Source organism: Streptosporangium sp. G12 (assembly GCF_052983175.1).
Genome location: NZ_JBRIQO010000035.1, coordinates 41,266 through 67,542, shown reverse-complemented (window position 1 = coordinate 67,542; position 26,277 = coordinate 41,266). Strand labels below are relative to the sequence as shown.

23 protein-coding genes and 1 tRNA gene are annotated in these 26,277 nt (G+C 73.5%); 20 read left to right on the top strand and 4 right to left on the bottom strand.

Annotation, left to right across the window (positions count from 1 at the left end; all coding sequences use genetic code 11):
* The first annotated feature begins 1 nt into the window (after window position 1).
* The 7 genes from ACVCAG_RS39465 (at window position 2) to ACVCAG_RS39435 (ending at window position 8,295) form a co-directional block, all read left to right on the top strand.
* Window positions 2–502 (top strand): flavin reductase, encoded by a 501-nt coding sequence (locus ACVCAG_RS39465; protein ID WP_440088066.1) that lies wholly within the window; start codon window positions 2–4, stop codon window positions 500–502.
* 80 nt (window positions 503–582) lie between these two features.
* Complete coding sequence (gene fdh, locus ACVCAG_RS39460) at window positions 583–3,744, top strand: formate dehydrogenase (protein WP_440088097.1); 3,162 nt, start codon at window positions 583–585, stop codon at window positions 3,742–3,744.
* The gene (locus tag ACVCAG_RS39455) at window positions 3,737–4,543 is read left to right on the top strand and encodes a 4Fe-4S dicluster domain-containing protein (protein WP_440088064.1); all 807 of its coding nucleotides are present in this window, start codon (window positions 3,737–3,739) and stop codon (window positions 4,541–4,543) included. Before fdh ends, ACVCAG_RS39455 begins: the two co-directional genes overlap by 8 nt.
* A gap of 142 nt (window positions 4,544–4,685) precedes the next feature.
* Window positions 4,686–5,807: an NrfD/PsrC family molybdoenzyme membrane anchor subunit gene (nrfD, locus tag ACVCAG_RS39450; protein WP_440088063.1), complete on the top strand. Its 1,122-nt coding sequence runs from the start codon at window positions 4,686–4,688 to the stop codon at window positions 5,805–5,807.
* Window positions 5,808–5,908: 101 nt separating this feature from the next.
* Entirely contained in the window at window positions 5,909–6,223 is a 315-nt protein-coding gene (locus ACVCAG_RS39445) for a YciI family protein (RefSeq protein ID WP_362691217.1), read from the top strand.
* 41 nt (window positions 6,224–6,264) lie between these two features.
* Window positions 6,265–7,503, top strand: a complete 1,239-nt coding sequence (locus ACVCAG_RS39440; protein ID WP_440088061.1) for a sigma-70 family RNA polymerase sigma factor — start codon at window positions 6,265–6,267, stop codon at window positions 7,501–7,503.
* Between the two features lie 156 nt (window positions 7,504–7,659).
* On the top strand, window positions 7,660–8,295 hold the full coding sequence (locus ACVCAG_RS39435; protein WP_440088059.1) for a maleylpyruvate isomerase family mycothiol-dependent enzyme: 636 nt from the start codon (window positions 7,660–7,662) through the stop codon (window positions 8,293–8,295).
* 87 nt (window positions 8,296–8,382) lie between these two features.
* Here ACVCAG_RS39435 and selD read toward each other — a convergent pair whose 3' ends face one another.
* Complete coding sequence (gene selD / locus ACVCAG_RS39430) at window positions 8,383–9,429, bottom strand: selenide, water dikinase SelD (RefSeq protein WP_440088057.1); 1,047 nt, start codon at window positions 9,427–9,429, stop codon at window positions 8,383–8,385.
* Between the two features lie 85 nt (window positions 9,430–9,514).
* On the opposite strand from selD, the gene ACVCAG_RS39425 reads away from it, so the two are divergent.
* The 5 genes from ACVCAG_RS39425 to fdhA all read left to right on the top strand — a co-directional run bounded on the left by ACVCAG_RS39425 (window position 9,515) and on the right by fdhA (window position 15,602).
* Window positions 9,515–9,607, top strand: a tRNA-Sec gene (locus ACVCAG_RS39425).
* A 463-nt stretch (window positions 9,608–10,070) separates the two neighbouring features.
* Window positions 10,071–10,505 carry a DUF5980 family protein gene (locus tag ACVCAG_RS39420; RefSeq protein WP_440088056.1) on the top strand — a complete coding sequence of 145 codons (435 nt, stop codon included), beginning with the start codon at window positions 10,071–10,073 and terminating at the stop codon, window positions 10,503–10,505.
* Between the two features lie 404 nt (window positions 10,506–10,909).
* Window positions 10,910–12,208, top strand: a complete 1,299-nt coding sequence (gene selA / locus ACVCAG_RS39415; RefSeq protein ID WP_440088054.1) for an L-seryl-tRNA(Sec) selenium transferase — start codon at window positions 10,910–10,912, stop codon at window positions 12,206–12,208.
* Window positions 12,209–12,253: 45 nt separating this feature from the next.
* A complete protein-coding gene (locus tag ACVCAG_RS39410) occupies window positions 12,254–14,176 on the top strand; it encodes a SelB domain-containing protein (RefSeq protein ID WP_440088052.1) in 1,923 nt (640 codons plus the stop codon).
* A gap of 202 nt (window positions 14,177–14,378) precedes the next feature.
* Window positions 14,379–15,602 carry a formaldehyde dehydrogenase, glutathione-independent gene (fdhA, locus tag ACVCAG_RS39405; protein WP_440088051.1) on the top strand — a complete coding sequence of 408 codons (1,224 nt, stop codon included), beginning with the start codon at window positions 14,379–14,381 and terminating at the stop codon, window positions 15,600–15,602.
* A 37-nt stretch (window positions 15,603–15,639) separates the two neighbouring features.
* Here fdhA and ACVCAG_RS39400 read toward each other — a convergent pair whose 3' ends face one another.
* Window positions 15,640–17,019, bottom strand: a complete 1,380-nt coding sequence (locus ACVCAG_RS39400; protein ID WP_440088050.1) for an amino acid permease — start codon at window positions 17,017–17,019, stop codon at window positions 15,640–15,642.
* Window positions 17,020–17,298: 279 nt separating this feature from the next.
* Between ACVCAG_RS39400 and ACVCAG_RS39395 the strand changes: the two genes are divergently transcribed.
* On the top strand, window positions 17,299–18,045 hold the full coding sequence (locus tag ACVCAG_RS39395) for an FCD domain-containing protein (RefSeq protein ID WP_440088048.1): 747 nt from the start codon (window positions 17,299–17,301) through the stop codon (window positions 18,043–18,045).
* Between the two features lie 100 nt (window positions 18,046–18,145).
* Here ACVCAG_RS39395 and ACVCAG_RS39390 read toward each other — a convergent pair whose 3' ends face one another.
* Complete coding sequence (locus tag ACVCAG_RS39390) at window positions 18,146–18,658, bottom strand: ribosomal protein L7/L12 (RefSeq protein ID WP_440088047.1); 513 nt, start codon at window positions 18,656–18,658, stop codon at window positions 18,146–18,148.
* Window positions 18,659–18,928: 270 nt separating this feature from the next.
* On the opposite strand from ACVCAG_RS39390, the gene ACVCAG_RS39385 reads away from it, so the two are divergent.
* The 5 genes from ACVCAG_RS39385 to ACVCAG_RS39365 all read left to right on the top strand — a co-directional run bounded on the left by ACVCAG_RS39385 (window position 18,929) and on the right by ACVCAG_RS39365 (window position 24,323).
* Window positions 18,929–20,038, top strand: a complete 1,110-nt coding sequence (locus ACVCAG_RS39385; RefSeq protein ID WP_440088045.1) for a BMP family ABC transporter substrate-binding protein — start codon at window positions 18,929–18,931, stop codon at window positions 20,036–20,038.
* Between the two features lies 1 nt (window position 20,039).
* Window positions 20,040–21,689: an ATP-binding cassette domain-containing protein gene (locus ACVCAG_RS39380; RefSeq protein ID WP_440088044.1), complete on the top strand. Its 1,650-nt coding sequence runs from the start codon at window positions 20,040–20,042 to the stop codon at window positions 21,687–21,689.
* Window positions 21,686–22,885: an ABC transporter permease subunit gene (locus tag ACVCAG_RS39375; protein ID WP_440088042.1), complete on the top strand. Its 1,200-nt coding sequence runs from the start codon at window positions 21,686–21,688 to the stop codon at window positions 22,883–22,885. Before ACVCAG_RS39380 ends, ACVCAG_RS39375 begins: the two co-directional genes overlap by 4 nt.
* The gene (locus ACVCAG_RS39370) at window positions 22,882–23,796 is read left to right on the top strand and encodes an ABC transporter permease subunit (RefSeq protein WP_440088041.1); all 915 of its coding nucleotides are present in this window, start codon (window positions 22,882–22,884) and stop codon (window positions 23,794–23,796) included. The genes ACVCAG_RS39375 and ACVCAG_RS39370 overlap by 4 nt, the downstream gene beginning before the upstream one ends.
* Before the next feature lie 74 nt (window positions 23,797–23,870).
* Window positions 23,871–24,323, top strand: a complete 453-nt coding sequence (locus tag ACVCAG_RS39365) for a VOC family protein (RefSeq protein ID WP_440088039.1) — start codon at window positions 23,871–23,873, stop codon at window positions 24,321–24,323.
* 120 nt (window positions 24,324–24,443) lie between these two features.
* Here the strand turns inward: ACVCAG_RS39365 and ACVCAG_RS39360 are convergent, their stop codons facing one another.
* Complete coding sequence (locus tag ACVCAG_RS39360; RefSeq protein WP_440088037.1) at window positions 24,444–24,821, bottom strand: metalloregulator ArsR/SmtB family transcription factor; 378 nt, start codon at window positions 24,819–24,821, stop codon at window positions 24,444–24,446.
* Window positions 24,822–24,932: 111 nt separating this feature from the next.
* Between ACVCAG_RS39360 and ACVCAG_RS39355 the strand changes: the two genes are divergently transcribed.
* Both ACVCAG_RS39355 and ACVCAG_RS39350 read left to right on the top strand, forming a co-directional pair.
* Window positions 24,933–25,190 (top strand): DUF1918 domain-containing protein, encoded by a 258-nt coding sequence (locus ACVCAG_RS39355; protein WP_440088035.1) that lies wholly within the window; start codon window positions 24,933–24,935, stop codon window positions 25,188–25,190.
* 88 nt (window positions 25,191–25,278) lie between these two features.
* Window positions 25,279–26,256: an aldo/keto reductase gene (locus ACVCAG_RS39350; RefSeq protein ID WP_440088033.1), complete on the top strand. Its 978-nt coding sequence runs from the start codon at window positions 25,279–25,281 to the stop codon at window positions 26,254–26,256.
* The last annotated feature ends 21 nt before the right edge of the window (window positions 26,257–26,277 follow it).

The window sequence follows — 26,277 nt, the reverse complement described above, 5'->3', positions numbered from 1 at the left end:
CATGAGATCCCTGCGCGAGGCCCTCGGGCAGTTCGCCACCGGGGTGGCGGTGGTCACCGCCGCCACCTCGCGGGGTGACCGGCTGGGCGTGACCGTCAACTCCTTCACCTCCGTCTCGCTCGACCCGCCGCTGGTCCTGTGGTGCCTGTCCCGGCGCGCTCCGAGCGCGCCGGCCTTCGCCGAGGCCGGGCGGTTCGCGGTCAACGTCCTGGCCGCCGGCCAGGAGCACCTGTCGCGGCGGTTCGCCACGCCGCTGCCCGACAAGTTCGCCGGGGTGGAGACCCGTCTCGCCCCGGGCGGGGTGCCGGTGCTCGCCGGGACCGTCGCCCACTTCGCCTGCCGCGCGGTGGCCACCTACGACGGGGGCGACCATCTGATCTTCGTCGGGGAGGTCGAGCACTTCCGGCGGGAGGAGGGCGAGCCGCTGATCTTCCACTCGGGGAACTACCGGGCCTTCTCCGCGCCGGACCGTGAGATGGCGCTCTGCGAACCCGCCAGGTGATTAGGGCGGGCGGGGCGGGGTAGGGCCCGGGTGTGACACGGGGGAGAGGGATCTCCCGCTGGCCGGTGATCCGGCAGCTCATGGGAGAGGACGCCAGGGGCGACGCCGCGCGCTCGGCGCGCACCGACGCGCTGCGGCCCCGCACCGAGGAGGCCGACAGCGTCGCGCGGTCGATCTGCCCGTACTGCGCGGTCGGCTGCGGCCAGCTGGTCTACGTCAAGGACGGCCGGGTCACCCAGATCGAGGGCGACCCGGACTCGCCCATCTCGCGCGGGCGCCTGTGTCCCAAGGGCTCGGCGAGCAAGCAGCTGGTCACCCATCCCGGCCGGCAGACGCGCGTCCTCTACCGGCGGCCGCACGGCACCGACTGGGAGCCGCTCGACCTCGAGACGGCGATGGACATGATCGCCGACCGGGTGGTGCGGACCCGCAGGGAGACCTGGCAGCAGGAGTTCGAGGGCAGGACGGTCCGGCGCACCATGGGCATCGCGAGCCTGGGCGGGGCGACGCTGGACAACGAAGAGAACTACCTGATGAAGAAGCTCTACACCGCCCTCGGCGCGATCCAGGTGGAGAACCAGGCCCGTATTTGACACTCCTCCACCGTCCCCGGTCTGGGGACCAGCTTCGGGCGTGGCGGTGCCACGGACTTCCAGCAGGATCTGGCCGAGTCCGACTGCATCGTCATCCAGGGCTCCAACATGGCCGAATGCCATCCGGTGGGGTTCCAGTGGGTGGTCGAGGCGAGGGCGCGCGGGGCGAAGGTGTTCCACATCGACCCGCGCTTCACCCGCACCAGCGCGATCGCCGACCGCCACCTGCCGATCCGCGCGGGAAGCGACATCGTGCTGCTCGGCGCGCTGATCAACCACGTGCTCGCCAACGAGCTGGACTTCCGCGAGTACGTGCTGGCCTACACCAACGCCTCGACGATCATCTCCGAGGACTTCAGGGACACCGAGGACCTGGACGGGCTGTTCTCCGGCTTCGACCCCGAGACGCGCGCGTACGACCCGTCGAGCTGGGCGTACGAGGGCGGCGAGGGCAGGGTGGAGGAGGCGGCCGGCGGCGAGCACGGTGAGCACCTGGAGGGCGGACCCCGGCACGCCGAGGCGGCGGGCCCGGAGCAGTACGGCTCCGGCGGCGCCGCCGCGCCGTCGAGGCCGCCCATGGACCCGACGCTGCGCCACCCGCGCTGCGTCTACCAGATCCTGCGGCGGCACTTCGCCCGCTACACCCCGGAGACGGTGGCGGAGCTGTGCGGCATCTCGCGGGAGAGCTTCGCCGAGCTGGCCGAGGCGATCACCGCGAACTCGGGCAGGGAACGCACCACCGCCTGGGCGTACGCGGTCGGCTGGACCCAGCACACCGTGGGCGCGCAGTACATCCGCACGGCCTCGATCCTGCAGTTGCTGCTGGGCAACATCGGCCGCCCCGGCGGCGGCATCATGGCGCTGCGCGGCCACGCCAGCATCCAGGGCTCCACCGACATCCCCACCCTGTTCAACCTGCTGCCGGGGTACCTGCCGATGCCGCACGCCCACCGGCACGAGGGGCTCGACGACTACCTGGCCAAGGCCGGGGCCGACACCGGCTTCTGGGGCAGGAAGCGCTGCTACATGGTGAGCCTGCTCAAGGCGTGGTGGGGCGACGCCGCAACCGAGGAGAACGACTTCCGCTTCGACCACCTGCCGCGCCTGACCGGCGACCACGGCCACTTCACCACCGTGATGGGACAGATCGACGGCACCGTGAAGGGCTACTTCGTGGTGGGGGAGAACCCGGCGGTCGGCTCCTCGGGCGGCCGGGCCCAGCGCCTGGGCCTGGCCAACCTCGACTGGCTGGTGGTGCGGGACCTGACCCTGGTGGAGACGGCCACGTTCTGGAAGGACGGCCCCGAGCTGGAGACCGGGGAGACGCGCACCGAGGACATCGCCACCGAGGTGTTCTTCCTGCCCGCCGCGAGCCACGTGGAGAAGGACGGCACCTTCACCAACACGCAGCGGCTGCTGCAGTGGCGGGAGAAGGCGCTCGAGCCGCCGGGCGACTGCCGCAGCGACCTGTCGTTCTACTACCACCTGGGCAAGCGGATCAGGCGGCTGATGACCGGCGACGAGATCGACCGGCCGGTCCGCGAGCTGACCTGGGACTACCCCGAGGAGGGCGAGCACGCCGAGCCGTCGGCGCGGGCGGTGCTGCGCGAGATCAACGGCACCGGCCCCGACGGGCGGGCCCTGTCGGCCTACACCGAGCTCGAGCCCGACGGCTCCACCCGGTGCGGCTGCTGGATCTACTGCGGGGTGCACGCCGACGAGGTCAACCAGGCGGCCCGGCGCAGGCCCGCCGGCGAGCAGGACAGGGTCGCGCCCGAATGGGGCTGGGCCTGGCCCGCGAACCGGCGCCTTCTGTACAACCGGGCCTCCGCCGACCCCGAGGGCCGCCCGTGGAGCGAGCGCAAGGCCTACGTGTGGTGGGACCCCGACAAGGGAGAGAGGGGGGAGTGGACCGGTCTCGACGTGCCGGACTTCGAGAGGGACAAACCGCCCGGCTACCTGCCCCCGGAGGGCGCCCTGGCCGAGGCCGCGCTGGCCGGGACCGACCCGTTCATCATGCAGCCCGACGGCAAGGGCTGGCTGTTCGCCCCGGCGGGCCTGGCGGACGGGCCGCTGCCCGCCCACTACGAGCCGCACGAGTCGCCGGTGCGCAACACGCTGTACGGGCAGCGGGCCAACCCGGCGCGCCGGACCTACCGGCGTCCCGAGAGTCCCTACAACCCGCCGGGCTCGCCGCGTTTCCCGTACGTGCTCACGACCTACCGGCTCACCGAGCACCACACCGCGGGGAGCATGAGCCGGCCGCTGGCCTACCTCGCCGAGCTGCAGCCGGCGCTGTTCTGCGAGGTGTCGACGGCGCTCGCCGCCGAGCTGGGGCTGGTCAACGGGGGCTGGGCGACGATCGTGACGTCCCGTTCCGCGATCGAGGCCCGCGTCCTGGTGACCGGGCGCGTCCGCCCGCTGCGCCTGCAGGGCAGGACGGTCCACCAGATCGGCCTCCCCTACCACTGGGGCTGGGGCAGCGGCGGCCTGGTGACCGGCGACGCCGTCAACGACCTGATGCCCCTCGTACTCGATCCGAACGTCTACATTCAGGAGAGCAAGGCCATGACCTGTGACCTGCGGCCGGGCAGGCGTCCTGTGGGCGGGGCGCTGCTCGACCTGATCGAGGAGTACCGCGATGGCTGAGCGGATGGGGTTCTTCACCGACACGAGCATCTGCATCGGGTGCAAGGCCTGCGAGGTCGCCTGCAAGGAGTGGAACGACGTCCCCGACGACGGGTTCGTCTTCCGCGCCACCTCCTACGACAACACGGGCGGCCTGGGGGCCGACACCTGGCGCCACGTGGCCTTCATCGAGCAGCCGGGCGGCGGGAACGGCCAGGAGGGCACACAGGAGGGCACACAGGAGGGCATCGAGGGATGGCTGATGTCGTCGGACGTGTGCAAGCACTGCACGCACGCCGCCTGCCTGGACGTCTGCCCGACCGGGGCGCTGTTCCGCACCGAGTTCGGCACGGTGGTGGTGCAGGCCGACGTCTGCAACGGCTGCGGCTACTGCGTGCCCGCCTGCCCGTACGGAGTGATCGACCGCAGGGAGCGCGACGGCCGGGCGTTCAAGTGCACGATGTGCTACGACCGCCAGCTCGGCGGGCTGGAGCCGGCCTGCGCCAAGGCCTGTCCCACCGACTCCATCCAGTTCGGGCCGCTGGACGAGCTGCGGGCCCGCGCCGAGGAACGGGTGGAACGGCTGCACGGCGAGGGCAGGCCGCAGGCCCGCCTGTACGGGGCGAGTCCTGACGACGGCGTGGGCGGGGACGGGGCCTTCTTCCTGCTGCTCGACGAGCCCGAGGTGTACGGCCTGCCGCCCGATCCGGTGGTCACCACCAGGGATCTGCCCGCCATGTGGCGCTGGGCGGCCGGGGCGGCGCTCTCCTTGGCCGGAGTGGTGGCGGTGTCCTTCCTGGGCGCGGGAAAGGGCCGGTGATGGGCGGGTCCGGGATCCCTCCCGGCCGGTGTCTTCTCGCCGGGGGCGGGGAGACACCGGTGACGCGCCCGTCCGGGGGCCGCGTGGACGGCCATGGGCCGGGACGGGAACAAGGACGGGGACAGGGGCGGGGGTGGTCGCGGTGAGGCGCGGCGAGGAGGCGATGGTGCCCGAGGCCGAGTTCCGCTCCTACTACGGGCAGCCGATCATCAAGGCCCCGATCTGGCACGAACCCCACATGCCGCTCTACCTCTACCTGGGCGGAACGTCCGGTGCCGCGTCGGTGATCTCCGCCGTGGCGACGCTCACCGGGCATGACCGGCTCGCGCTCACCGCCAGGGTGACCGCGGCCGCCGGTGCCGCGGCCGGTGCCGGTCTCCTGGTCGCCGAGCTCGGCAGGCCGGAGCGGTTCCTCAACATGCTGCGCGTGTTCAAGCCCACCTCGCCGATGAGCGTCGGCTCCTGGCTCCTGGCCGCCCACAGCGGCCTGACGGTCCTCGCGGCCGCCTCCGCGCTCGTCACCGGCCGGTCCGTCTCGCGGGTTCCCGGCCGGTCTGTCGCGGAGATTCCCGATCGGGGCGGCCTGCGGATTCCCTACCGGTCCGTCTTGCGGATTTCCGGCTGGTCCGGCCTGCGGGTCCCCGTTCGGTCCGCCCCGCGGATCCCCGTCCCTCCGGTGAGGGGCGCCCGTGCCCTGGCCGTCCTCGGCGACGCGGCCGCCCTGGCGGCGGTGGTGACCGGGCCGCTGATGTCGACGTACACCGCCGTGCTCGTCGCCGACACCGCGGTGCCCGCCTGGCACGAGGCCCACCGCGAGCTGCCTTTCCTGTTCGCCGGGAGCGCGCTGGCCGGGGCGGGCGCCGCGGGCATGCTGACCACCCCGCGCCGTGAGGCGGGCCCGGCCCGCGTCACCGCGGTGCTGGGCGCCGCCGTCGAGACGGTCGCGGGCGCGGTGATGGAGCACCGGCTCGGCCTGGTCGGCGAGCCGTACCGGCTGGGCAGATCAGGCCGCCTGATGCGGGCGGCCCGCGCTCTCACGGTGGGCGGCGCCCTGCTCGCCACGGTCGCCGGGCGCGGCCGTGCCCTCGGCGCCCTCACCGCGCTGTCCGGCCTCGCCCTCACCGCCGGTGCCGTCTGCACCCGCTTCGGTGTCCTGGCCGCGGGCAAGGCCTCGGCCGCCGACCCCAAGTACACGGTGGTGCCCCAGCGGGAACGCCTGGAGGCGGGCAGGACCGCCCGGGTCCAGGCGGGCGGGAAATCCTGAGCGACGGCGTCTTTTCCCGGTGTTCCCGTTCGTCGGGTCGGTGGAGAGGCACCATGGGGGCGGCCCGCGAAGGGCCCCGAGAAGGAGGACGCGTGAAGTACATGCTGTTGATCTGCGGTGACGAGTCCGCGGCGGCCCACGCCATGGACGGCTGCGGCGGATGGTCGGAGGAGATGGAACGCCGCGGGGTGCTGCGGGGCGGCGCCGGGCTGCGGCCACCGGCCGACGCCACGACCGTGCGGGTGCGCGACGACGCGGTCCTGCTCTCCGACGGCCCGTTCGCCGAGACCAGGGAGCAGATGGGCGGGTTCTGCATGATCGAGTGCGCCGATCTCGACGAGGCCATCGAGATCGCCTCGAAGCACCCGGCCTCCGGCTACGGCTCGATCGAGATCCGGCCGCTCCTGCCGTCGTGACCGGCCGCGGAGTGACGGGGGCCGGTGTGAGGGGGGCCGGTGTGACGACGGAGGTCGAGGCGGCGGTCGCCCAGGCGTTCCGGGACGAGTGGGGGCAGGTCGTGGCGACCCTGATCCGGGTCACCGGCGACTGGGACCTCGCCGAGGAGTGCGCGCAGGACGCCTTCGCGCTGGCCCTGCGGCGCTGGCCCGAGGACGGGGTTCCGCGCAGGCCCGGCGCGTGGCTCACCACGGTCGCGCGCAACCGGGCCGTCGACAGGTTGCGCCGCGAGGCGGTCGGCGCCGCCAAACTGCGAGAGGTGGCCGCCATGTCGTACGAACCCGAACCGGTGTGGGAGGACGACGGCGTGCCGGACGACCGGCTGCGGCTGATCTTCACCTGCTGCCACCCGGCGCTGGCCCTGGAGGCCCGGGTCGCGCTCACCCTGCGCACCCTGGCCGGGCTGACCACCGCGGAGATCGCCAGGGCGTTCCTGGTCGGTGAGCAGACGATGTCCAAGCGCCTGCTCCGGGCCAAGCAGAAGATCCGGCACGCCGGGATCCCGTACCGGGTGCCGCCCGCGCACCTGCTGCCCGAGCGCGTGCCCGCCGTGCTGGCCGTGCTGTACCTGCTGTTCAGCGAGGGGTACTCGGCCACGGCGGGCACCGACCTGCTGCGGCGCGACCTCAGCGCCGAGGCGATCCGGCTGGCCCGTGTGCTGACGGGGCTGATGCCCGACGAACCCGAGGCGGTGGGGCTGCTGGCGCTGATGCTGCTGCACGACGCCCGCGGCGCCACCCGGCTCGACGCGGCCGGTGACCTGGTCACCCTGGAGGAGCAGGACCGCACCCTGTGGGACACCGCCGCGATCACCGAGGGCGAGGAGCTGCTCGGCCGCGCCCTGCGGCGCGGCCGCCCGGGCCCGTACCAGGTGCAGGCCGCCATCGCCGCCTGCCACGCCACCGCGACCGAGGCGGCCGGCACCGACTGGGCCCAGATCGCCGCGCTGTACGGGCAGCTCGCGCGGTTCACGCCGTCCGCGGTGGTGGAGCTGAACCGGGCGGTGGCGGTGGGGATGGCCGCGGGACCGGCCGCGGGGCTGGAGCTGGTGGAGGCGCTGGGGGAGTCGGGGGCGCTGGCCGGATACCACCTGCTGCCGGCGACCCGGGCCGACCTGCTGCGCCGCCTGGGCCGTGCCGCGGAGGCCGCGGACGCCTACCGCGAGGCGCTGGAGCTGGCGGCGACCGACACCGAACGCCGCTACCTCGGCCGCCGGCTCGCCGAGGTCACCGGTTCGTAGCCCCGGGGTGTCCGTCGGCGCCGGGCTCGTTCGTCGGTAGGGCGAGTACCTTCCTGGAATTCCCGGGAATCTGGAGAAGAGGACACCGATGGACCTACCAATGGATGCGGCGACGTCGTGCGACGCGGCCGGGGGCACACGACCGGGGGAGCGGCGATGACGGGGACCACGGAGAGCGAGGTCAGGAAGGCCATCGCCGCCGAACGCCGCGACCTGGCGGACGTGCTCGCCGGCCTGCCGGAGCGCAGGTGGGACGAGCCGACCCTGTGCGCCGGGTGGCGGGTACGGGAGGTCGTGGCCCACATGACGATGCCGTTCCACTACTCGACCGCACGCTTAGTGATCGAGATGCTCAGGTCACGGGGCAACTTCGCCAGGATGGCCGACCGGTGCGCCCGGCGCGACGCGGCCGCCCTGTCGTCCGGCGAGCTCACCGCGCTGCTCAGGGACAACGCGGACTTCGCGTGGAAGCCGCCGGGCGGCGGATTCGAGGGCGCGCTGACCCACGAGGTGATCCACGGCCTGGACTTCACCCTGCCCCTGGGCCTGGACCGGCACGTCCCCGAGGATCGGCTGCGCATCGTGCTGGGGGGCTTCGAGGCGGCGAAGAGCCTCAAGTTCTTCGGGGTCGACATCCGGGGGATCGAGCTGCGCGCCGATGATGTCGACTGGTCCATCGGGGAGGGGACGCCGGTGTACGGGGCCGCGCAGGATCTCATCCTGGTCCTGTGCGGCCGGAAGCTGCCGGAGGGGCGGTTGCGCGGCGAGCCGAGCCACCGGTTCGTCGCGTAGCGGCCGAGCGTCACCCGCCCCGGGCCCGGTCCGGTCTGGATCGGGCCCGCCTGGGGCAGGCCCGGGACCGATCCGGGTCCGGGCCGGTCAGCGCAGCCGCAGGGCCCGACCCTCGCGGGGGACGAGCTCGCCGACGACCGGTGCGCCGGGGACCTCGCCCGCCACGAGCAGTCCGCCGGAGGTCTGGGCGTCGGCGAGCAGCAGCAGGTCCTCCTCGCCGAGGCGGCCCGGGTCCAGGTGCGGCGCCACCCACGCCAGGTTGCGGCGGGTGCCGCCGCTGACGTAGCCGTCCCGCACGGCCTCGCGGGCCCCGGCCAGGTACGGCACGGCCGCCACGTCGACCACCGCCGTGACGCCGCTCGCCCTGGCCAGCTTGTAGAGGTGGCCGAGCAGGCCGAACCCGGTCACGTCCGTGGCGCATCCGGCGCCCGCGGCCAGCGCCGCCCGGGAGGCGTCGCGGTTCAGCGTGGTCATCGCGGCCACCGCCTGCGGGAAGACCTCGCCGGTCGCCTTGTGCCGGGTGTTGAGCACGCCGACGCCGAGGGGCTTGGTCAGGGAGATCGGCAGGCCCGCCCGGCCGCCGTCGATGCGCAGCAGCCGTTCGGGATCGGCGAGCCCGGTGACGGCCATCCCGTACTTGGGCTCGGGATCGTCGACGCTGTGGCCGCCCGCGACGTGGCAGCCCGCCGCCCGCGCCACCTCCAGGCCGCCGCGCAGCACCTGTCCGGCCAGCTCCATCGGCAGTACGTCCCGGGGCCAGCCGAGCAGGTTGACCGCCACCAGCGGCTCGCCGCCCACCGCGTACACGTCCGACAGGGCGTTGGCCGCCGCGATCCGCCCCCAGTCGTAGGGGTCGTCCACCACGGGGGTGAAGAAGTCGGCGGTGGCCACGATCGCCCGGCCGCCCTCGACGCGGACCACGGCGGCGTCGTCGCCGTCGTCCAACCCGATGATCAGCTCGCCGTTGAAGCGCGGGGGCGGCCCGTCCGCCTCCTCCAGCAGCCCCGCGACGACGGCCTCCAGCTCGCCGGGCGGGATCTTGCAGGCGCAGCCGCCCCCGTGCGCGTACCGGGTCAGCCGCACCGCGCCCCGCTCCGGGAGAGTGAGGTCCCGCTCCGCGGTGGTGTCTGTCATACCGTGTCTCCCCTGGTGGATCCGCACGCCGCCGTCCGGCATGCCGCTCCGGTGCACGTACCCGCTCGCGAGTATGTTTCCCCTCGGAGGTGTATGGGCGCCTGGTGGCCCCCGCGGTCTTCAAAATCGTCGAGGCCGAGATCCTCGGCCTGGCGGGTTCGATTCCCGTCCGCCTCCGCCGTACGGGAAATCGCCGGCACCGCGGGCGGAACGCCGGAAGCCGTTCGTGCATGGAACCCGTGCGCGGGTGAATCCGTCGGAAAGCCCTTGACGGAAGCCCCCACCACGTCTCTGGGGTGGTCACCGGCAAGCGCGACGACGGTACGTCTGTCGTCGTCAACCGGCGAATACCGAAGGCGAGACGCGTATCGGGAACCTGAACAGGGGAAAGCCCGTCGGTGAGCCCCTGCCGGATGCACCGGTTGTCGTGGCCGACGGTGTCGGCGCCCTGACACTCGAATGCGCCATAGCCGACGATCAGCCGGCGTCCGACGGCCACTGTTCCTTTTCCGCTTCGACGAGGATGCGCTGCCAAAGGACGAAAGTTTCTAAATCAAACAGAAACTTGCGATAGATCCTTTAAATGTCAATAATTGACGGTGTAAGTAAGCGTCCGGAGTACAAGTACCAAGGAGGCAGCCGTGAAAACGATCCACCGTGCCGCCAGGCTGGCACTCGGCGCGACGGCCGGGCTGGCGCTCGCGCTGGCCGGCACCACACCGGCCTCGGCGGCGACGTGGGAACTGCGCGACTTCCGACAGCAGATCTGCGTGACGTCGAGCGGCGGCCACCCCGGCACGTACTTCATCGCCGCGGTCGTCGGAACCTGGTCGACGACCGTCCAGATCGCGTTGCAGAACCTGCCCCCCGGTGCGACCAGCATGGGCGGCACACCGATCGCCCCCGGATCCAACTACCCCGACCCCGACGACGGCTCGACGACAGTGAACGGCTTCGTCCATATATCGATCCCGCCGCTCCCGGTCGGGGTGTACACCACGCTGGTGACGGCCTCGGACGGTACGGAGACCCAGTCCTACCCCGTCACCATCAACGTGAAGCAGAGCTGCTACTAGCCTCGCCTTTCGCACGTGCCGCCCGGTCGTGAATCAGCCGCCGCCACGACCGCTCCGGCATCCGACGTGATCGGTCGTGGCCCGGAACCGATGACGTGCCAAACAGGGACCGGCCGGCGCTGAGACCGGAAACCATCACCGGGTCGGGTGATGGTTTCCGGCGGCGGGCACCGGCGGCCGGTCGCCCCTGCGGGGATCCGTTCGCCCACGTGACGCCCGTGCCGTACCGGTCGCGGCGGTCGGCGAGCATCGGGCCGGCGAGACACCACCGCACCGGACCGGCGTCGCGCGGCGTCTCGGCGGACGGGGTGTCCGTCGTGGCGGTGGCGCGTTCGAAGTCGTTGAAGCCCAGGTCCCCGGCCTGGCGGGTTCGATTCCCGCCCGCCTCCGCTTATGTTCGAAGAGTGGATCCACGCAGGCTCGTGCCGCGCACCGACGCCGTCCTCGCCGACCCGCGGCTGGTCGCGGCGGCCGGGCGGCTCGGGCGGGCCATCGTCAAGGACGCCGTGGTACGGGCACAGCGGCGCGCGCGCCAGGGCGGGCTCGATCCCGGGGAGGTCGCGGACGCGGCCGTGGCGGAGCTCCCGCCGTACCCGGCGAGCCTGCGGCCGGTGATCAACATGACCGGGGTGCTGGTCCACACCAACCTGGGCCGCGCGCCCCTGTCGGACGCGGCGGTGCGGGCCACGGCCGCCGCGGCGGGCCACACCGACGTGGAGTTCGACCTGGCCACCGGAGCCCGCGCCCGCCGGGGACGGGGCGCGATGGACGCGCTCGCCCGGGCCGTGCCCGCCGCGGGAGACGTGCACGTGGTCAACAACAACGCCGCCGCGCTCGTGCTCGTGGCCACCGTGCTCGCCGCCGGGCGGGAGATCGTGATCAGCCGCGGCGAGCTGGTGGAGATCGGCGACGGGTTCCGGATCCCCGACCTGCTCGTCTCCACCGGCGCCCGGCTGCGCGAGGTGGGCACCACCAACCGCACCTCCTACGCCGACTACCGGGCGGCCGTGGGGCCGGAGACGGGGTTCGTCCTCAAGGTGCACCCGTCCAACTTCCGCATCGAGGGCTTCGCCGGTTCGGTCGGGGCCGCCGAGCTGGCCGGGCTCGGCGTGCCCGTCGTGGCCGACATCGGCTCCGGCCTGCTCGCGCGGGAGCCGCTGCTGCCCGGCGAGCCCGACGCGGCGAGCGCCCTGGAGGCCGGGGCGGACCTGGTCACCGCCAGCGGCGACAAGCTGCTCGGCGGTCCGCAGGCCGGGCTGCTGCTGGGCCGCCGCGACCTGGTCGAGCGGTGCAGGAGACACCCGCTGGCCCGCGCGCTCCGGGTGGACAAGCTGGCGCTGGCCGCGCTGGAGGCCACCCTGCGCGGCCCCGCCACCCCCGTCCACCAGGCCCTGCACGCCGACGCCGCGCTGCTGGGCGAGCGCGCCGCCGCGCTCGCCGACCGGCTGGCCGGGGCCGGGGTCGACGCGAGGGCCGTACCGAGCGAGGCGGCGGTGGGCGGCGGCGGGGCGCCGGGCGTGAGGCTGCCGAGCGCCGCGATCAGCCTGCCCGAGAGGTTCGCCGTGCCGCTGCGGACCGGGGAGCCCGCGGTCGTCGGCCGGGTGGAGGGCGGCCGTCTCCTGCTCGACCTGCGCGCCGTGCCCGCCGGCCGGGACGGCGACGTGCTGGGAGCCGTTCTCGGGGTGGGTGACCGGCGTGTGTGACCGCCGGGACGGCCGGTCGGCGCGTGCGGCGTGGGCGGGCGGCTGATGCACGTCGTGGCCACGGCGGGCCACGTCGATCACGGCAAGTCCACCCTGGTGCGGGAGCTCACCGGGATGGAGCCCGACCGGCTGGCCGAGGAGCGGCGCCGGGGGCTGACGATCGAGCTCGGCCACGCCTGGACGGAGCTGCCGTCGGGGGAGCGGCTGGCCTTCGTCGACGTACCCGGTCACGAGCGCTTTCTCGCCACCATGCTGGCCGGGGTCGGTCCCGCGCCCGCCGTCATGTTCGTGGTGGCGGCCGACGGGGGGTGGATGCCGCAGTCGGAGGAGCACCTGGTGGCGCTGGAGGCCCTCGGGGTGCGGCACGGCCTGCTGGTGGTGACCCGCGCCGATCTCGCCGACCCCGCCCCGGCCGTCGAGCGGGCACGGGCCCGCCTGGCGGCGGGCGGCCTGGGCGGGGCCGAGGCGCTGGCGGTGAGCGGGCGCACCGGGCAGGGCCTCGACGAGCTGCGGCGGGCACTGGACCGGCTGGCGGCCGGGCTGCCCGTACCCGATCCCGGGGCGCCGGTACGGCTGTGGATCGACCGGGCGTTCACCGTACGCGGCAGCGGGACGGTGGTGACCGGGACCCTGCCCGCGGGCACGGTCAGCGCCGGGGACGAGCTGGACCTCGACGGCGTGCCCGCGCGGGTGCGGGCGATGGAGTGCCTGAAGGAGCCGGTGACCTCGGTGACCGGCGTGGCCAGGGTCGCGCTCAACCTGCGCGGCCAGGGCGCCGCCGGGCGTGGCCTGGCCCTGGTCACCCCGGGCGGGTGGACGTACACCGACCTGGTCGACGTGCGCCTGAGCCCGGCCGGATCCGTGGGCGGGGATCCGTGGCGGCCTGGTGGCCCCGGGGCGGACGGCTCCGTGGGCGGGGGCCCGTGGCGGGAGGGCGGGCGTGCCCGGGCGGGGGGATCCCGGGAGCGGGGCCTTCCACCGCCCGCCGGGGGCTGGGACGCCGGTGACCTGCCGGGACGGCTGACCGCGCACATCGGCTCCGCGGCGGTGGTGTGCGCCGTACGGCCGCTCGGCGGGCGGATCGCCCGGCTGCGCCTGGCCGGACGGCTCCCCCTGCACGCGGGCGACGTGCTGCTGCTGCGCGATCCCGGGCGCGGCCGGGGCGAGGTGCGGGTCCTCGCGCGGGCGAGCGTGCTCGACCCGCGCCCGCCGGGGCTGCGCCGCCGGGGCGCGGCACGGGAGCGGGCGGCCGAGCTGGCGGAGGCTCCACCGGACGCCGCGTCCCTGCTGCGGACCCACCTCCTGCTGCGCACCGGAGACCTGGCGGCCATGGGGTGTGCCCCGGGAAGGCCGGTGTGCGGCGACTGGCACGCCGATCCGGCGCACTGGTCGAGGCTGGCTCAGCGTCTTCCCGAGGTGGTGCGGCGCCACGCCTCGGCGCATCCGCTGGAGCCGGGCATGCCGGTGGAGGCGGCCCGTCACGAGCTCGCCCTGCCCGAGCGGCGGCTGGTCGAGGCGCTCGTCCGCCCGCCGCTCGCCCTCGGCGCCGGGCGGATTGTGAGCGGCCCCGCCGGCCACGCGGCGCTGCCCGCGCCGGTCGTCCGGGCCGTCGAGCGGCTCGGCGCCGAGCTGTCCGCGCGCCCCTTCCTGGCGCCGGAGGCGGGCCGGCTGGCCGAGCTGGGGCTGGGGCCCCGCGAGCTGGCGGCGGCCGTACGGGCGGGGGCGCTGCTGCGGGTGGCCGAGGGGATCGTGCTGCTGCCCGGTACGGACGTCCTGGCGGGACGGCTGCTCGCCCGGTTGCCGCAGCCGTTCACGGTCAGCCAGGCCAGGCAGGCCCTCGGCACCAGCCGCAGGGTCGCGGTGCCGCTCCTGGAACACCTCGACCGCAGGGGGCTCACCGAGCGGGCCGACGAGGTCCACCGCTACTGCCCGGCCCGTGCCGGACGGCGGTCCCCGATGCCACGCTGATCATCCGGTTCGCCGGGGGCGTCCCGGAGAGGCGCGGCTCCCCGATACCGCCGCGACCAGCAGGTATATGGTGAAAAAAGGTGAGAAATCATCCTTGTTCGGACTCGGTGGCCACAGTCTCCCTCACGTCCCCTCGCGAACGATGACCGCCCGCTCCGCCGGCGTCGCGCGGAAGGGCACCACGAGGAGACAGGAGGACGTCATGCCGAGCAACAAGGTCGTCACGTACCAGGGGCCGGGCAAGGTGGAGGTCCAGGAGACCGACTATCCCGGGTTCGAGCTCAAGGAGGGGCCGGGGGTGCCCCCGGCCAACGTGGGCCGCAAGGTGGCGCACGGTGCGATCGTCAAGACCATCGCGACCAACATTTGCGGCAGTGACCAGCACATGGTCCGTGGCCGCACCACCGCGCCCCTCGGGCTCGTCCTGGGCCACGAGATCACCGGCGAGGTCGTCGAGATCGGCTCGGACGTGGAGTTCACGAAGGTGGGCGACCTCGTCTCGGTACCCTTCAACATCGCCTGCGGCCGCTGCCGCAACTGCAAGGAGGGCAAGACCGGGATCTGCGAGAACGTCAACCCCGAGCGGCCGGGCGGGGCGTACGGCTACGTCGACATGGGCGGCTGGGTCGGCGGGCAGGCGCAGTACGTCCTGGTGCCCTACGCCGACTGGAACCTGCTGAAGTTCCCCGACAGGGACCAGGCGATGGAGAAGATCCTCGACCTGGCCATGCTCACCGACATCTTCCCGACCGGCTTCCACGGCTGCGTCACCGCCGGGGTGAGGCCCGGATCGACCGTCTACATCGCCGGCGCGGGACCGGTCGGGCTCGCCGCGGGCGTCTCGGCGTTCCTCCTCGGGGCGGCCGTGGTCATCGTCGGCGACCTGAACAGGGAGCGCCTGGAGCAGGCCCGCGGCTTCGGCTGCGAGACCGTCGACGTGTCGCGGGGCGAGCCGAGGGACCAGATCGAGCAGATCCTCGGCGAGCCCGAGGTCGACTGCGGCGTCGACGCCGTGGGCTTCGAGGCCCGCGGCCACGGCGGCGACTCCACCAGGGAGCAGCCCGCCACCGTGCTCAACTCGCTCATGGAGGTCACCCGCGCGGGCGGCGCGCTCGGCATCCCCGGCCTGTACGTGACCGGCGACCCGGGCGCCCGCGACGAGGCGGCGCAGCGGGGGGCGCTGTCCATCAGGCTCGGCCTCGGCTGGGCCAAGTCGCTGGCCTTCGGCACGGGCCAGTGCCCCGTGATGCGCTACAACCGCTACCTGATGCAGGCGATCCTGAACGACAGGGTGCAGATCGCCAAGGCGGTCAACGCCGTGACGATCCCGCTGGAGCGGGCGCCCCAGGGGTACGCGGACTTCGACCGGGGCGCCGCGTCCAAGTTCGTGCTCGACCCGAACGGCGTGCTCGGCACGACCGGCTGACCCGGGGCCGGGGCCGCGCCGCGGGGCCGCAGGGCTGTCAGAACAGGCGCGGGTCGTTGGCGGTGCCCGCGATGACGGGCGCCTCCTCGGCGAACTCCAGGTCGGGCGGCGGCCGCCGGAACACGCGGGTGAGGCAGGTGAGATAGATCAGGCCCAGGCCGAGCCAGATCAGGCCGAGGGTGAGGGCGTGCGCGTCGAGGCGGCTGAGCAACCACAGGTTGACCCCCGCCCCGATCGCCGGGACCAGGACGTACGGCACCACCCCCGGCGCCCGGCCCGCGCGGCGTTCCCTGACGTAGTGGGCGATGACGCTGAAGTTGACGAAGGCGAAGGTGATGAAGGCGCCGAAGTTGATGAACGACGTGGAGGTGGCCATGTCCAGCCGCAGTGCGATCAGGCCCGCGGCACCGGTGATCACCAGGCCGAACACGGGCGTGCGGCACGTGGGGTGGAGGTAGCCGAACACCTTGCGGGGCAGCACCCCGTCGCGGCCCATCGCGTACAGCAGCCGCGAGGTGCCGGCCTGCGCGGCGAGGCCGGAGGCGAACTGGGCGACGACCAGGCCGGTCAGGAAGACCGCGCCGAACAGGCTGCCGCCGATCAGTCCGGCGATCTCGAAGGCCGCCGAGGAGGAGTCCTCGAAGAGGCCGCCGGGATGCACGAGCTGCGTGAAGTACGCGACCACGATGAAGATCACGCCACCGACGAGCGCGGTGAGCAGGATCGCCCGGGGGATCGTCCTCTCCGGCTCGACGGTCTCCTCCGCGAGGGTGGTGACGGCGTCGAAGCCGAGGAGGGCGTAGGCGGCGATGGCGGCCCCCGCCGCGACGCCGGGGACCGTGGTGGCCCGGTTGTCGAACGGCGCCAGGTCGAACAGTGCGGCGGGCCCCGACGAGCCGGCCACGTAGCCGATCGACAGCAGCACGAAGAAGAGCAGGACCGCGATCTGGACGGTCATCAGCAGGAGGTTCGCCCGGGCCGCGATCTTGATGCCCATCGCGTTGAGCGTGGTCGTCACGATGATGAACAGGACGATCCACACCCACGAGGCGACCTCGGGGAACTGCGCCGACAGGTAGGCGCCGCCGATCAGCCAGATGACCATGGGCAGGAAGAAATAGTCGAGCAGCACCGCCCAGCCCACCAGGAAACCCGCCCGCGCGTCGATGGTCCGCCGCACGTAGGTGTAGGCGGATCCGGCGATCGGGTGGACCGCGGCCATCTTGCCGTAGCTGAAGGCCGTGAACAGCATGGCCACCAGCGCGAGCGTGTACGCGGCGGCGGTCGCGCCGCCGGTGGTCTCGGACACGATGCCGAAGATGCCCAGGACGATCAGCGGCGTCAGGTAGGCCAGGCCGAACAGCACGACCTCGCCGAGTGTCAGGGCACGCCACAGAACTGGTCCTTTGGATGGCATGGCGAGGTTCTTCCCGATGAGTCGGCCTCCCGCCGGAGGCCGGCGGGAGGGATCGGTCCGTCCCCGGCGGAAGGGAAGGTTCACCGGCCGGCCCGCCCCGGGACGTCGAACACCACGAAGCCGTTCCCGGCCCGCCGGGAAGCCGCCTGGGCGAGTGCTGTGGGGAGGAGACGCGACATGGCACGCCTGCTTCCCGACAAGAAATAAAAATATCTCATTATGAGCATTTAAAGCAATTTCGATCACTATGATCTATTTTTTGATGAGTACGGTGGTGGCATGTCGTCCGGCAGCCCCCACATCGTGCTCAAAGCCCCCGCCCTGGTCGGCATCAGGCGGCTCAACGCGCTCGACACGGTCCGGGCCCGCATCGCGATGGCCGTCGAGCTGGGCCTGCTGAGACCCGGGGAGCGGCTGCCGCCCGCCGCCGAGATCGCCCGCGCCCTCGGCGTCGGGGAGATCACCGTAAGGAGGGCGCTCGTCTCACTCTGCGACCAGGGCGTCCTGGAGCGGCGGCGCGGGCGCGGCGGCGGCACCCTGGTGGCCGAGCGGCCTCCGCCCGGCGGGGTACGCGAGATCGAGGCCTACCGGTCGGCCGCCGCCGACGTCCACCGGCTGATCGACCAGCGGCTGCTCCTGGAGTGCGGCATCGCGCACCTGGCCGCGACGCGCCCGGGCCCGCGGCGGCTGGAGGAGCTGGAACGGCTGGTGGCGTGCATGGACCGCGCCTCCAACTGGGCCGAGTTCCGCCCCTGCGACGAGCGCTTCCACATGGAGGTGGCCGCGGCCACCGGCCTGCCGTCCGCGGTGGAGCAGTACGGCGCGGTCGCCCGGGAGCTCTGCCGCTACTACCTGCCCTTCCCCCTGGACCACCTGCGCGAGTCCAACCGCGGGCACGCCGAGCTCGTCGCCGCCCTGGCCGCGGGCGACCCGCTGAGGGCGGTGGAGATCACCCGCCGCCACGTCGAGGCGCTGCACCGGACCATGTTCGCCGACGCCGAGGACCGGCCGGCCGGACCGGACTGAGCGCTCCACGGTCCCGAGGAGAGCGCAGGGGTGCTGGGAGCTTGGGAGGGGGGCGGCTCGGGAGGGGACAGGGAGCTCGGGAGGGCTCACCCGGGAGGGCTCAGAGGGCGTCGACGAACAGCTCGGCCTCGTGCTCGCCCATGCCGGTCTCGCCGCGCACCAGGTAGATCGCCTGCTCGGCGCGGCCGGCGGCCTTGAGCTCGCGCACGCGAGTGGCCAGGTCGGGGCCGGTGACAGCGGCGGCACCCGCGGCACCGGCGCCCGGCGGGACCATGGGACGGGCGGGGCGGAAACCGCCCATGAGGGGATGGCTCCACATGTCGTGCCCCGCGGCCACGGCGTCGACGATCGCCTTGGACTCCTTCAGGCCGAGCCCGGTGTACTGGCGCAGCTCCTTGATCGCCTGAATCTTGCGCCCCTGGCGCGTCAGGCCGGTGACGGTCTCGTACAGCCTCTGGGACGTCGACGGCGTGAGCGGCGCGACGGGCGCCCGGCCTCCGGAGACCGCCCGGCCGCCGTTCCCGGCCGCCTTGACGGCACCGACGACGATCGCCAGGACCACCGCGAGCAGGGCGGCGATGATCAGCAGCTCAACGGGCCCGAGGTTCGGCATGCCCGCATCGTACGCCGGATCCACGCGGGTCGTGCGGGGCGGCGGCGAGCCGGAGCGGGAGGTTTTCCGGCCGGGGCCCGCCGCCGGGAGTTCTCCCTCCGCCGCCGGGCGGTGGACACGACGGACGGCCGCGGCTGTTAAATGGCAGCGTCCACATGGCAGCGTCCCGACCTGCCCGCAGCAAGCCCGTACCCCCATTCCCGCGACCAGGGTTCGTTCCCCACCCGCGCCCCGTGGGCGGCGCGTGCGCATCAGATCGAGAGGATCGTCATGGCCGCATTCCATCGAACGGGCCGGGTCACGGCCGCGCTGACCGCCTGTCTCGCCTCGGTGGCGCTGGCCGGGTGCGCGAGCGGCGACGCCACGGCACCCCGGGCCGCGACCCCCGCCCCGGCCGGCACCGGAGCCAGGGCGGACGGCGGCACCGTGCTCGCGGGCCAGCCGGACGTCAACGGCGACGGCAAGGTCGTCATCGGGGTGCTGAGCCCCGGTGACATCAACGACAAGGGCTACTACCAGAGCTTCGTCGACACGGCGGAGGGGTTCGCCACCTCGAAGGGCTGGACGATCATCAAGCGTGGCGGCGTCAACCCCAGCGAGGCGCTCAACGCCGCGCGGGCGCTGTGCCGGCAGAAGGTCGACATGGTGGCCCTGGGCGCCGCGGACCTCAGGGACGCGATCCCCGCCTCCGAGGAGCCGGCGTGCGCCGGCACCGCCTGGTACGTCCCCTCGTCCGACAACATCCCGCAGACCCCGAGGATCATGCTCTCCACCGACGAGGCGGACCAGAGCCTGCTGGCCGCCGGGTACGCGGCGGGCCTGCTGATGAAGGAGAAGGGCGTGACCAAGGCCGGGTTCGTGACCGGCCCCGAGGTCGACTTCACCACCGCGGCGGCCAGGGCCTTTCGGGCGGGCATCCGGCTGGTGGTCCCCGAGGCCACGCTGACGGTCACCTACAGCGGCGACCTCAACGACTCGGCCAAGGCCAAGGAGGCCACCCAGGCCCAGATCAGCCAGGGCGTCAAGGTCGTCTACCCCTACCTGGGCGGTGCCACCGACGCGTCGGCGGAGCTGGCCGACGCCAACGGCGTGCTCACCCTCACCCCGGGCACCGACCGGTGCGCCTCCACCGCGCCCACGTTCGACATCTCGGTGCTCTTCAGCCCCGGAGACTACTTCGGGGCCGCGCTGGAGGACTTCGCCGAGGCGAAGCTGCGGATGGGCGTGGAGAAGGTCTGGAGGCTCGGCGTCGACCCGTTCCCCACCGTGAGGATCTGCGAGCCCACCCCCGAGCAGGAGGAGAGGCTGAAGACGTTCATCGCCGACGTCGGCAGCGGGAGGATCGACCCCAAGGCGGAAGTGAAGAGGCTCGGTTCCTGACGTGACGGAAGACGAAGGGGCGAGGGACCTCACCCCGCCGCCGGTGCCCGCCCTCCGGCTGCGGGGAGTCAGCAAGAGCTACGGCCCGGTCGTCGCCTGCGACGCCGTGGACCTCACCGTCCACCAGGGCGAGATCCACGGCCTGCTCGGCGAGAACGGGGCCGGCAAGTCGACGCTCATGAAGATCCTGACGGGACTCGTCCGGCGGGACGCCGGAACCGTCCTGCGCCATGACGAGCCCGTCGAGATCGGCGGTCCGAGGGAGGCCGCGGCGCTCGGCATCGGCATGGTGCACCAGCACTTCAGCCTGGTCGACCCGCTGACGGTCTGGGAGAACGTCATCCTGGGCGACACCGGGAAGATCGACAAGGCCGTGGCCCGCGACCAGGTACGGGAGATCTCCCGGCGCTACGGCCTGCCGGTGGACCCGCTGGCCAGGGTGGCGCGGCTCTCCGCGGGCGAGCGGCAGCGGGTCGAGCTGATCAAGTGCCTGCGCCGGGACCCGGCGGTGCTCATCCTCGACGAGCCGACGTCCGTGCTGACCCGGGCGGAGTCGGCGGAGCTGTTCGGCGTGCTGCGCCGCGCGGTCCGCTCGGAGAACCGCGCGGTCATCCTGATCAGCCACAAGCTGGACGAGATCACCACGGCCACCGACCGGGTGACCGTGCTGCGCGGGGGGAGGGTCGTCTTCCGGAGCGCCACCGCGGAGACGGACCCGCGGGAGCTGGCCCGGCGGATGGTCGGCAGGGAGGTCTCCCTGGGCACCGAGGCCGCCGCCCTCGGCCTGCTGCCGGCCGGCCCCCTCGGGGCGCGCGGGTCCGCGGCCGGGAAGACCACGGCGAACGAGACGGCGACCGAGGAGCGCCGAACCGGTGAGGCGGACGAGAGGAGGGCGGGGGTCCCGGCGCCCGCGCCCGCGCTGCGGCTGCGTGACCTGACCCTCACCCTCGACGGCGTGCCCGTCCTGTCCGATCTCAGCCTGGACGTCGCCCCCGGTGAGATCGTCGGCCTGTACGGGGTCGAGGGCAACGGCCAGTCGGCCCTGGGCGACCTGCTGTCCGGGCTCGTCGTACCGGACTCCGGGTCGGTCGAGATCTCCGGGCGGCCGGTCGATCCGCACCGCCCGGGGGCGCTGCACGCCGCCGGGCTCGGCGTCGTGCCGGAGGACCGGCACGGCTCCGGGCTGGTGCTGGACATGAGCGTCGCCGAGAACCTGGTCATGAAGTCGCTGGACGCCGTGAGCGGCCGGGTGTTCCTCGACCGGGGAAAGGTGCGCGCCGTGGCCCGCCGCCTGGTGGCCGAGTTCGGCATCGTCACCCCGTCGACGGACACCCCGGTGCGCGACCTGTCGGGAGGCAACCGGCAGCGGGTCGTGCTCGCCCGTGAGCTCTCGGCCCGCCCGGCCGTCCTGGTCGCGGCACGGCCCTCGCACGGGCTGGACGTGGGCGCCACCGAGGACGTGTACCGGCGGCTGCGCGACGTCGCGGCGGGAGGGGCGGCCGTGCTGCTGATCTCCACCGAGCTGGAGGAGGTCATGACGCTGGCCTCCAGGATCGCGGTGATCTCCTCGGGAAGGATCACCGGCGTCCTGCCCGCGGGGGAGGCCACGGCCGAGCGGCTCGGAATGCTGGTGGGCGGGGTGGCCGCGTGAACGGAACCCCGCGAAGCCCCAGCCGAAATCCCGGCCCGGACCCGTCCGGCCGCCGCCTGCTCGCCCTCCTCGTCCCCGGTCCCGGCGCGCCGGGCCGGTGGACCGCCCTGGCGACCGTCGCGGGCGTGGCCGCGGCGCTCGCCCTGTCGTCGCTGCTGGTCGCCGTGACCGGCGGCTCCCCCCTCGCGTCGGTGCGGGCCCTCCTCCAGGGCAGCGTGGCCGACCCTGCGGCCTGGACCTCCACCCTGCTGTACGCGGCGCCGCTGCTGCTCGTCGCCGCGGGCGCGTGCGTCAGCGCCAGGTCCGGCGTGTTCAACATCGGCCAGGAGGGTCAGCTGCTCGTCGGCGCCCTCCTCGCCGCCTGGGTGGGCCTGCGCCTGGCGGTCACCGGCCCGGCGCTGCTGGTGGCCGTGCTGGCGGCCGCCGCGCTGGCCGGTGGCGCGTGGGCCGCTCTCAGCTCGCTGATGTACCGGCTGCGCGGCGTCGACGTCGTGGTCAGCACGCTGTTGATGACCTTCGTCGCCCAGCAGCTCGTCGCGTTCGCGGTGAACACGCCGTGGCTGCTGCGGGAGTCGCGGGTCGGCGACGCCGTCGTCGCGCCGCAGTCCAACCCGCTGCCGGACAGCGCCCTGCTCGGCTCGATCGGGGAGTACCCGGACCTGCAGGTCAACGGGGGCCTGCCGATCGCGGTGGCCGCGGCCGCGATCGTCGCGACGGTGATCGCCCGCACCCGGTGGGGGTTCCGGCTCACCATGCTCGGCCTCAACCCGCTCGCCGCCAGGCACGCAGGGGTGCGCGCCGGCGCGCTGGGCGGCGCGGCGCTGGCCGTCTCCGGTGCCTTCGCCGGGCTGGCCGGGGCCGTGCTGCTGACCAGCCCGGTGGGAGTCCACCGGCTGCAGCCCGGCATGGCGATGAGCATCGGCTGGGACGGCCTGCTGGTCGCCCTGATCGCCCGCAACCGGCCGTTGCCGGCGATACCCGTCGCCCTGCTGTTCGGCGTGCTGCGCTCCGGCGGCGGCTTCCTCGCCGCGACCGGGGTGCCCCCGTTCGTCGTGGACGTGGTCAAGGCCCTGCTGGTGCTGGCCTTCGTCGCCCCGCCCGCCGTCATCGCCGTGCTCCGGCGCCGCGGGAGCGGCGTCCGCGCCGCGCGCGCCGGGCACCGCCCCGCGCCCGTCGCGGAGGGGGCCGGCCGATGATCGCCGCGGACGACGTCTCCACCATCCTGTCCAGCGGGGTACGGCTCACCGTGCCACTGGCCTTCGCGGCGTGCGGGGAGTATCTCGCCGAGCGGGCCGGGACCATGAACATCTCCGTCGAGGCGATGATGCTGGGCGCCGCGTTCGGCTCGGTCGCCACGGCCGACGCCACCGGCAGCGCCACCGCCGGGCTGGTCGCGGGCGTGCTGATCGGGCTCCTGGTCGGTCTCGTCCACGGCAACCTCTCCCACCGCCTGGAGATCAACACCTTCGTGGCCGGCCTGGTGCTCAACGCCCTCGTCCTCGGGCTGACCGGCTACCTGATCACGATCAGTGACTTCGGCTCCCACCAGGTGTCGCAGGTCAGCGTCCCCTGGCTGCGCGACATCCCGCTGATCGGCGCCCCGCTGTTCGTCGAGCGCTGGCCGGTCTACCTGCTGGTCGTCATCGTCCCGCTGACCTGGTGGCTGGTCGAGCGCAGCAGGTGGGGCCTGGAGCTGCGGGCGGTCGGCGAGCGTCCGAGGGCCGCCGACGCCACCGGCATCCGGGTCAACGCGCGCCGCCGCCAGGCACTGCTGTGGTGCGGCGCGCTGGCCGGGCTGGGCGGCGCGTACCTCGCGGTCGGCGAGGTCGGCTCGTTCAACCAGAACATGACGGCCGGTCGTGGGTACATCGTCATCGCGGCGGTGATTTTCGGCGGCTGGCGGCTGGGACGCACCCTGCTCGGCTGCGCGCTCTTCGGCCTGGCCGACGCCATGCGCCTGGCGCTGCCCGCGCTGGGCCTGACGCTGAACTCACAACTGCTGATAGCGGCGCCGTACCTGGTCGCGCTGCTCGCGATGCTGCTCTTCACGAACCGGCGCCGCGAGCCGGAAGCGCTGGGACGGCCCTTCGAACGGGGCCCCACCTGAGGGTCCCGGACACCGGCGGCCGGCCGGGTCGGCGCACATCGCCCGGATCGGCCCCAAGGAAGCGGAGGATCCTCATGAGTGATCTGACCCGGGCGCGGTGGACGCATGTCGCCCTGCCCACGGGCGATCTCGACGAGGCGATCGCGTTCTACACCTCGCTGACGCCACTGGTGGTCGTCGAGCGCTTCCAGGACGCCGACGGGGAGAGCGCCTGGCTCTCCAACGAGGGACAGGCCGAGACCCCGATGGTCCTGGTGCTCGTCTCGTTCGACAAGGACAGGGGCGGGCGGCTGGGGCTGCTGACGCCGTTCGCGCACCTCGGCATCGAGGTGCCCGAGCGCGCCGACGTCGAGGAGATCGCCGAGCGGGCGCGCGAGCTGGGCCGCCTGCACTGGGAGCCCCGCGACATGCCCGACCCGGTCGGCTACATTTGCGCCCTGAAGGACCCCGACGGCAACGTCGTCGAGATCTCCCACAACCAGCGGGTCTTCGCCACGGTACGCAGGCTGTGGGCGGACCCCTCCTGAGCGGGGAGATCCGGATCCCCCTTCCTGGGGAGAGGGCTCTCGGCGGGGGAGTCCGACGTGGTCATGGGCGCGAAGGGGGAGACGGACGGGGGCCGGAGGCGAGGGGGCGTTGGACGGGGGTCAGGGGCCGTGCCCGGCCACGTCCGGAGCCGGCGGGTTCTCCGCCTCCCTGAGGCGACGTTCCCGCCTTCCCCTCGCGATCTCGGTGCCCAGGGCGTCGAGGTGCTGGTTCCAGAAGTGCCGGTAGCGGTCGAGCCACCGGTCCACCTCCCGCAGCGGGGCCGGATCGACGGCGTACAGCCGCCGGGTCCCCTGGGCGCGTACCGTCGCGAACCCGTTGTCGCGCAGCACGCGCAGGTGCTGGGAGACGCCGGGCTGTGAGATCCCGAACTCCTCCTGCACCACGGCGCTGATCTCACCGGCCGCCAGCTCGCCGTCGGCGAGCAGCTCCAGGATCCGGCGCCGGACCGGATCGCCGAGAACGTCGAGCGCGTGCATGACCTCACTGTCTCAGGATCGGCTTATATAAGTAAAGTCTGAAGCCTACGGGGCGGTCCGGCCGACCTTGTCATGCTCCTGACCTGGACGAATGCGCCACGGAGTGATGGCATGGAAGGGGAGGACGGCCGGAGAGCCGGCACCCTGCTGATCCAGCTGATCCAGGAGGCCACAGTGAAGGCAACCGTAGGCGACAAGTTGATCGTGGAGAGCGCCCACGACGGCGCTCCCCGCAAGATCGGATTCATCATCGAGCTACGCCACGAGGACGGGAGCCCGCCCTACGTGGTCCGCTGGGAGGGCGACGAGCACGAAAGCCTCGTCTTCCCCGGCCCCGACGCCCACGTGATGCCGAGCGTGCCGAGGTAGGTCCGGGGCCCGCGCCGCGCGTCCCGCCTGCCTGCCACGCCCGGGTGCCGGTGATTCCCGATGCGTCGCGCGGGCTACGATCGCTGATGTGGAACAGCGCGAATTGGGAAGAACAGGCAGGCGGATCGGTGTCGTCGGGCTCGGCGCGTGGCAGCTGGGGGCCGACTGGGGTGAGGTCGGCGAGGACGAGGCCCTGGCCACCCTCGACGCCGCCGTGGACGCCGGGGTCACCTTCGTCGACACCGCCGACGTGTACGGCGACGGGCGCAGCGAGCAGATCGTCTCGCAGCTGATCAAGGCCAGGCCGGGGCTCACCGTGGCCACCAAGATGGGCCGCCGCGTCGCACAGGAGCCGTCGGCCTACACCCTGGACAACTTCCGGGCGTGGACCGACCGCTCCCGGGCCAATCTCGGCGTCGACACCCTCGACCTGGTGCAGCTGCACTGCCCGCCCACCCCGGTCTACGCGACCGACAGGGTCTTCGACGACCTCGACACCCTCGTCCAGGAGGGTCGCGTGGCCGCCTACGGGGTGAGCGTGGAGACCTGCGACGAGGCGCTGACCGCGATCGCCCGGCCGGGCGTGGCCACCGTGCAGATCATCCTCAACGCCTTCCGGCTCAAGCCGCTGGAGAGGGTGCTCCCGGCGGCGGCCGAGGCAGGGGTCGGCATCATCGCCCGCGTCCCGCTGGCCAGCGGCCTGCTGTCCGGCAAGTACGACGAGTCCACCGTCTTCGGTGCCGAAGACCACCGTACCTACAACCGGCACGGCGAGTCCTTCGACGTCGGCGAGACCTTCTCCGGGGTCGACTTCGCCACCGGCCTGGAGGCGGTCCGCCGCCTGGCCCCGCTGGTGCCGCCGCAGACCACCATGGCGCAGTTCGCGCTGCGCTGGATCATCGACCAGCCCGGCGTCTCCGTGGTCATCCCCGGTGCCCGCAACCCCGGGCAGGCCCGCGCCAACGCGGCCGCCGCCGCCGTGGACCCGCTGCCCGAGGCCACCCTCGCGGGCGTGCGGGAGATCTACGACGAGCTGATCCGTCCGCAGGTCCACCAGCGCTGGTGACCCACCGGACGGCCCGGAGAC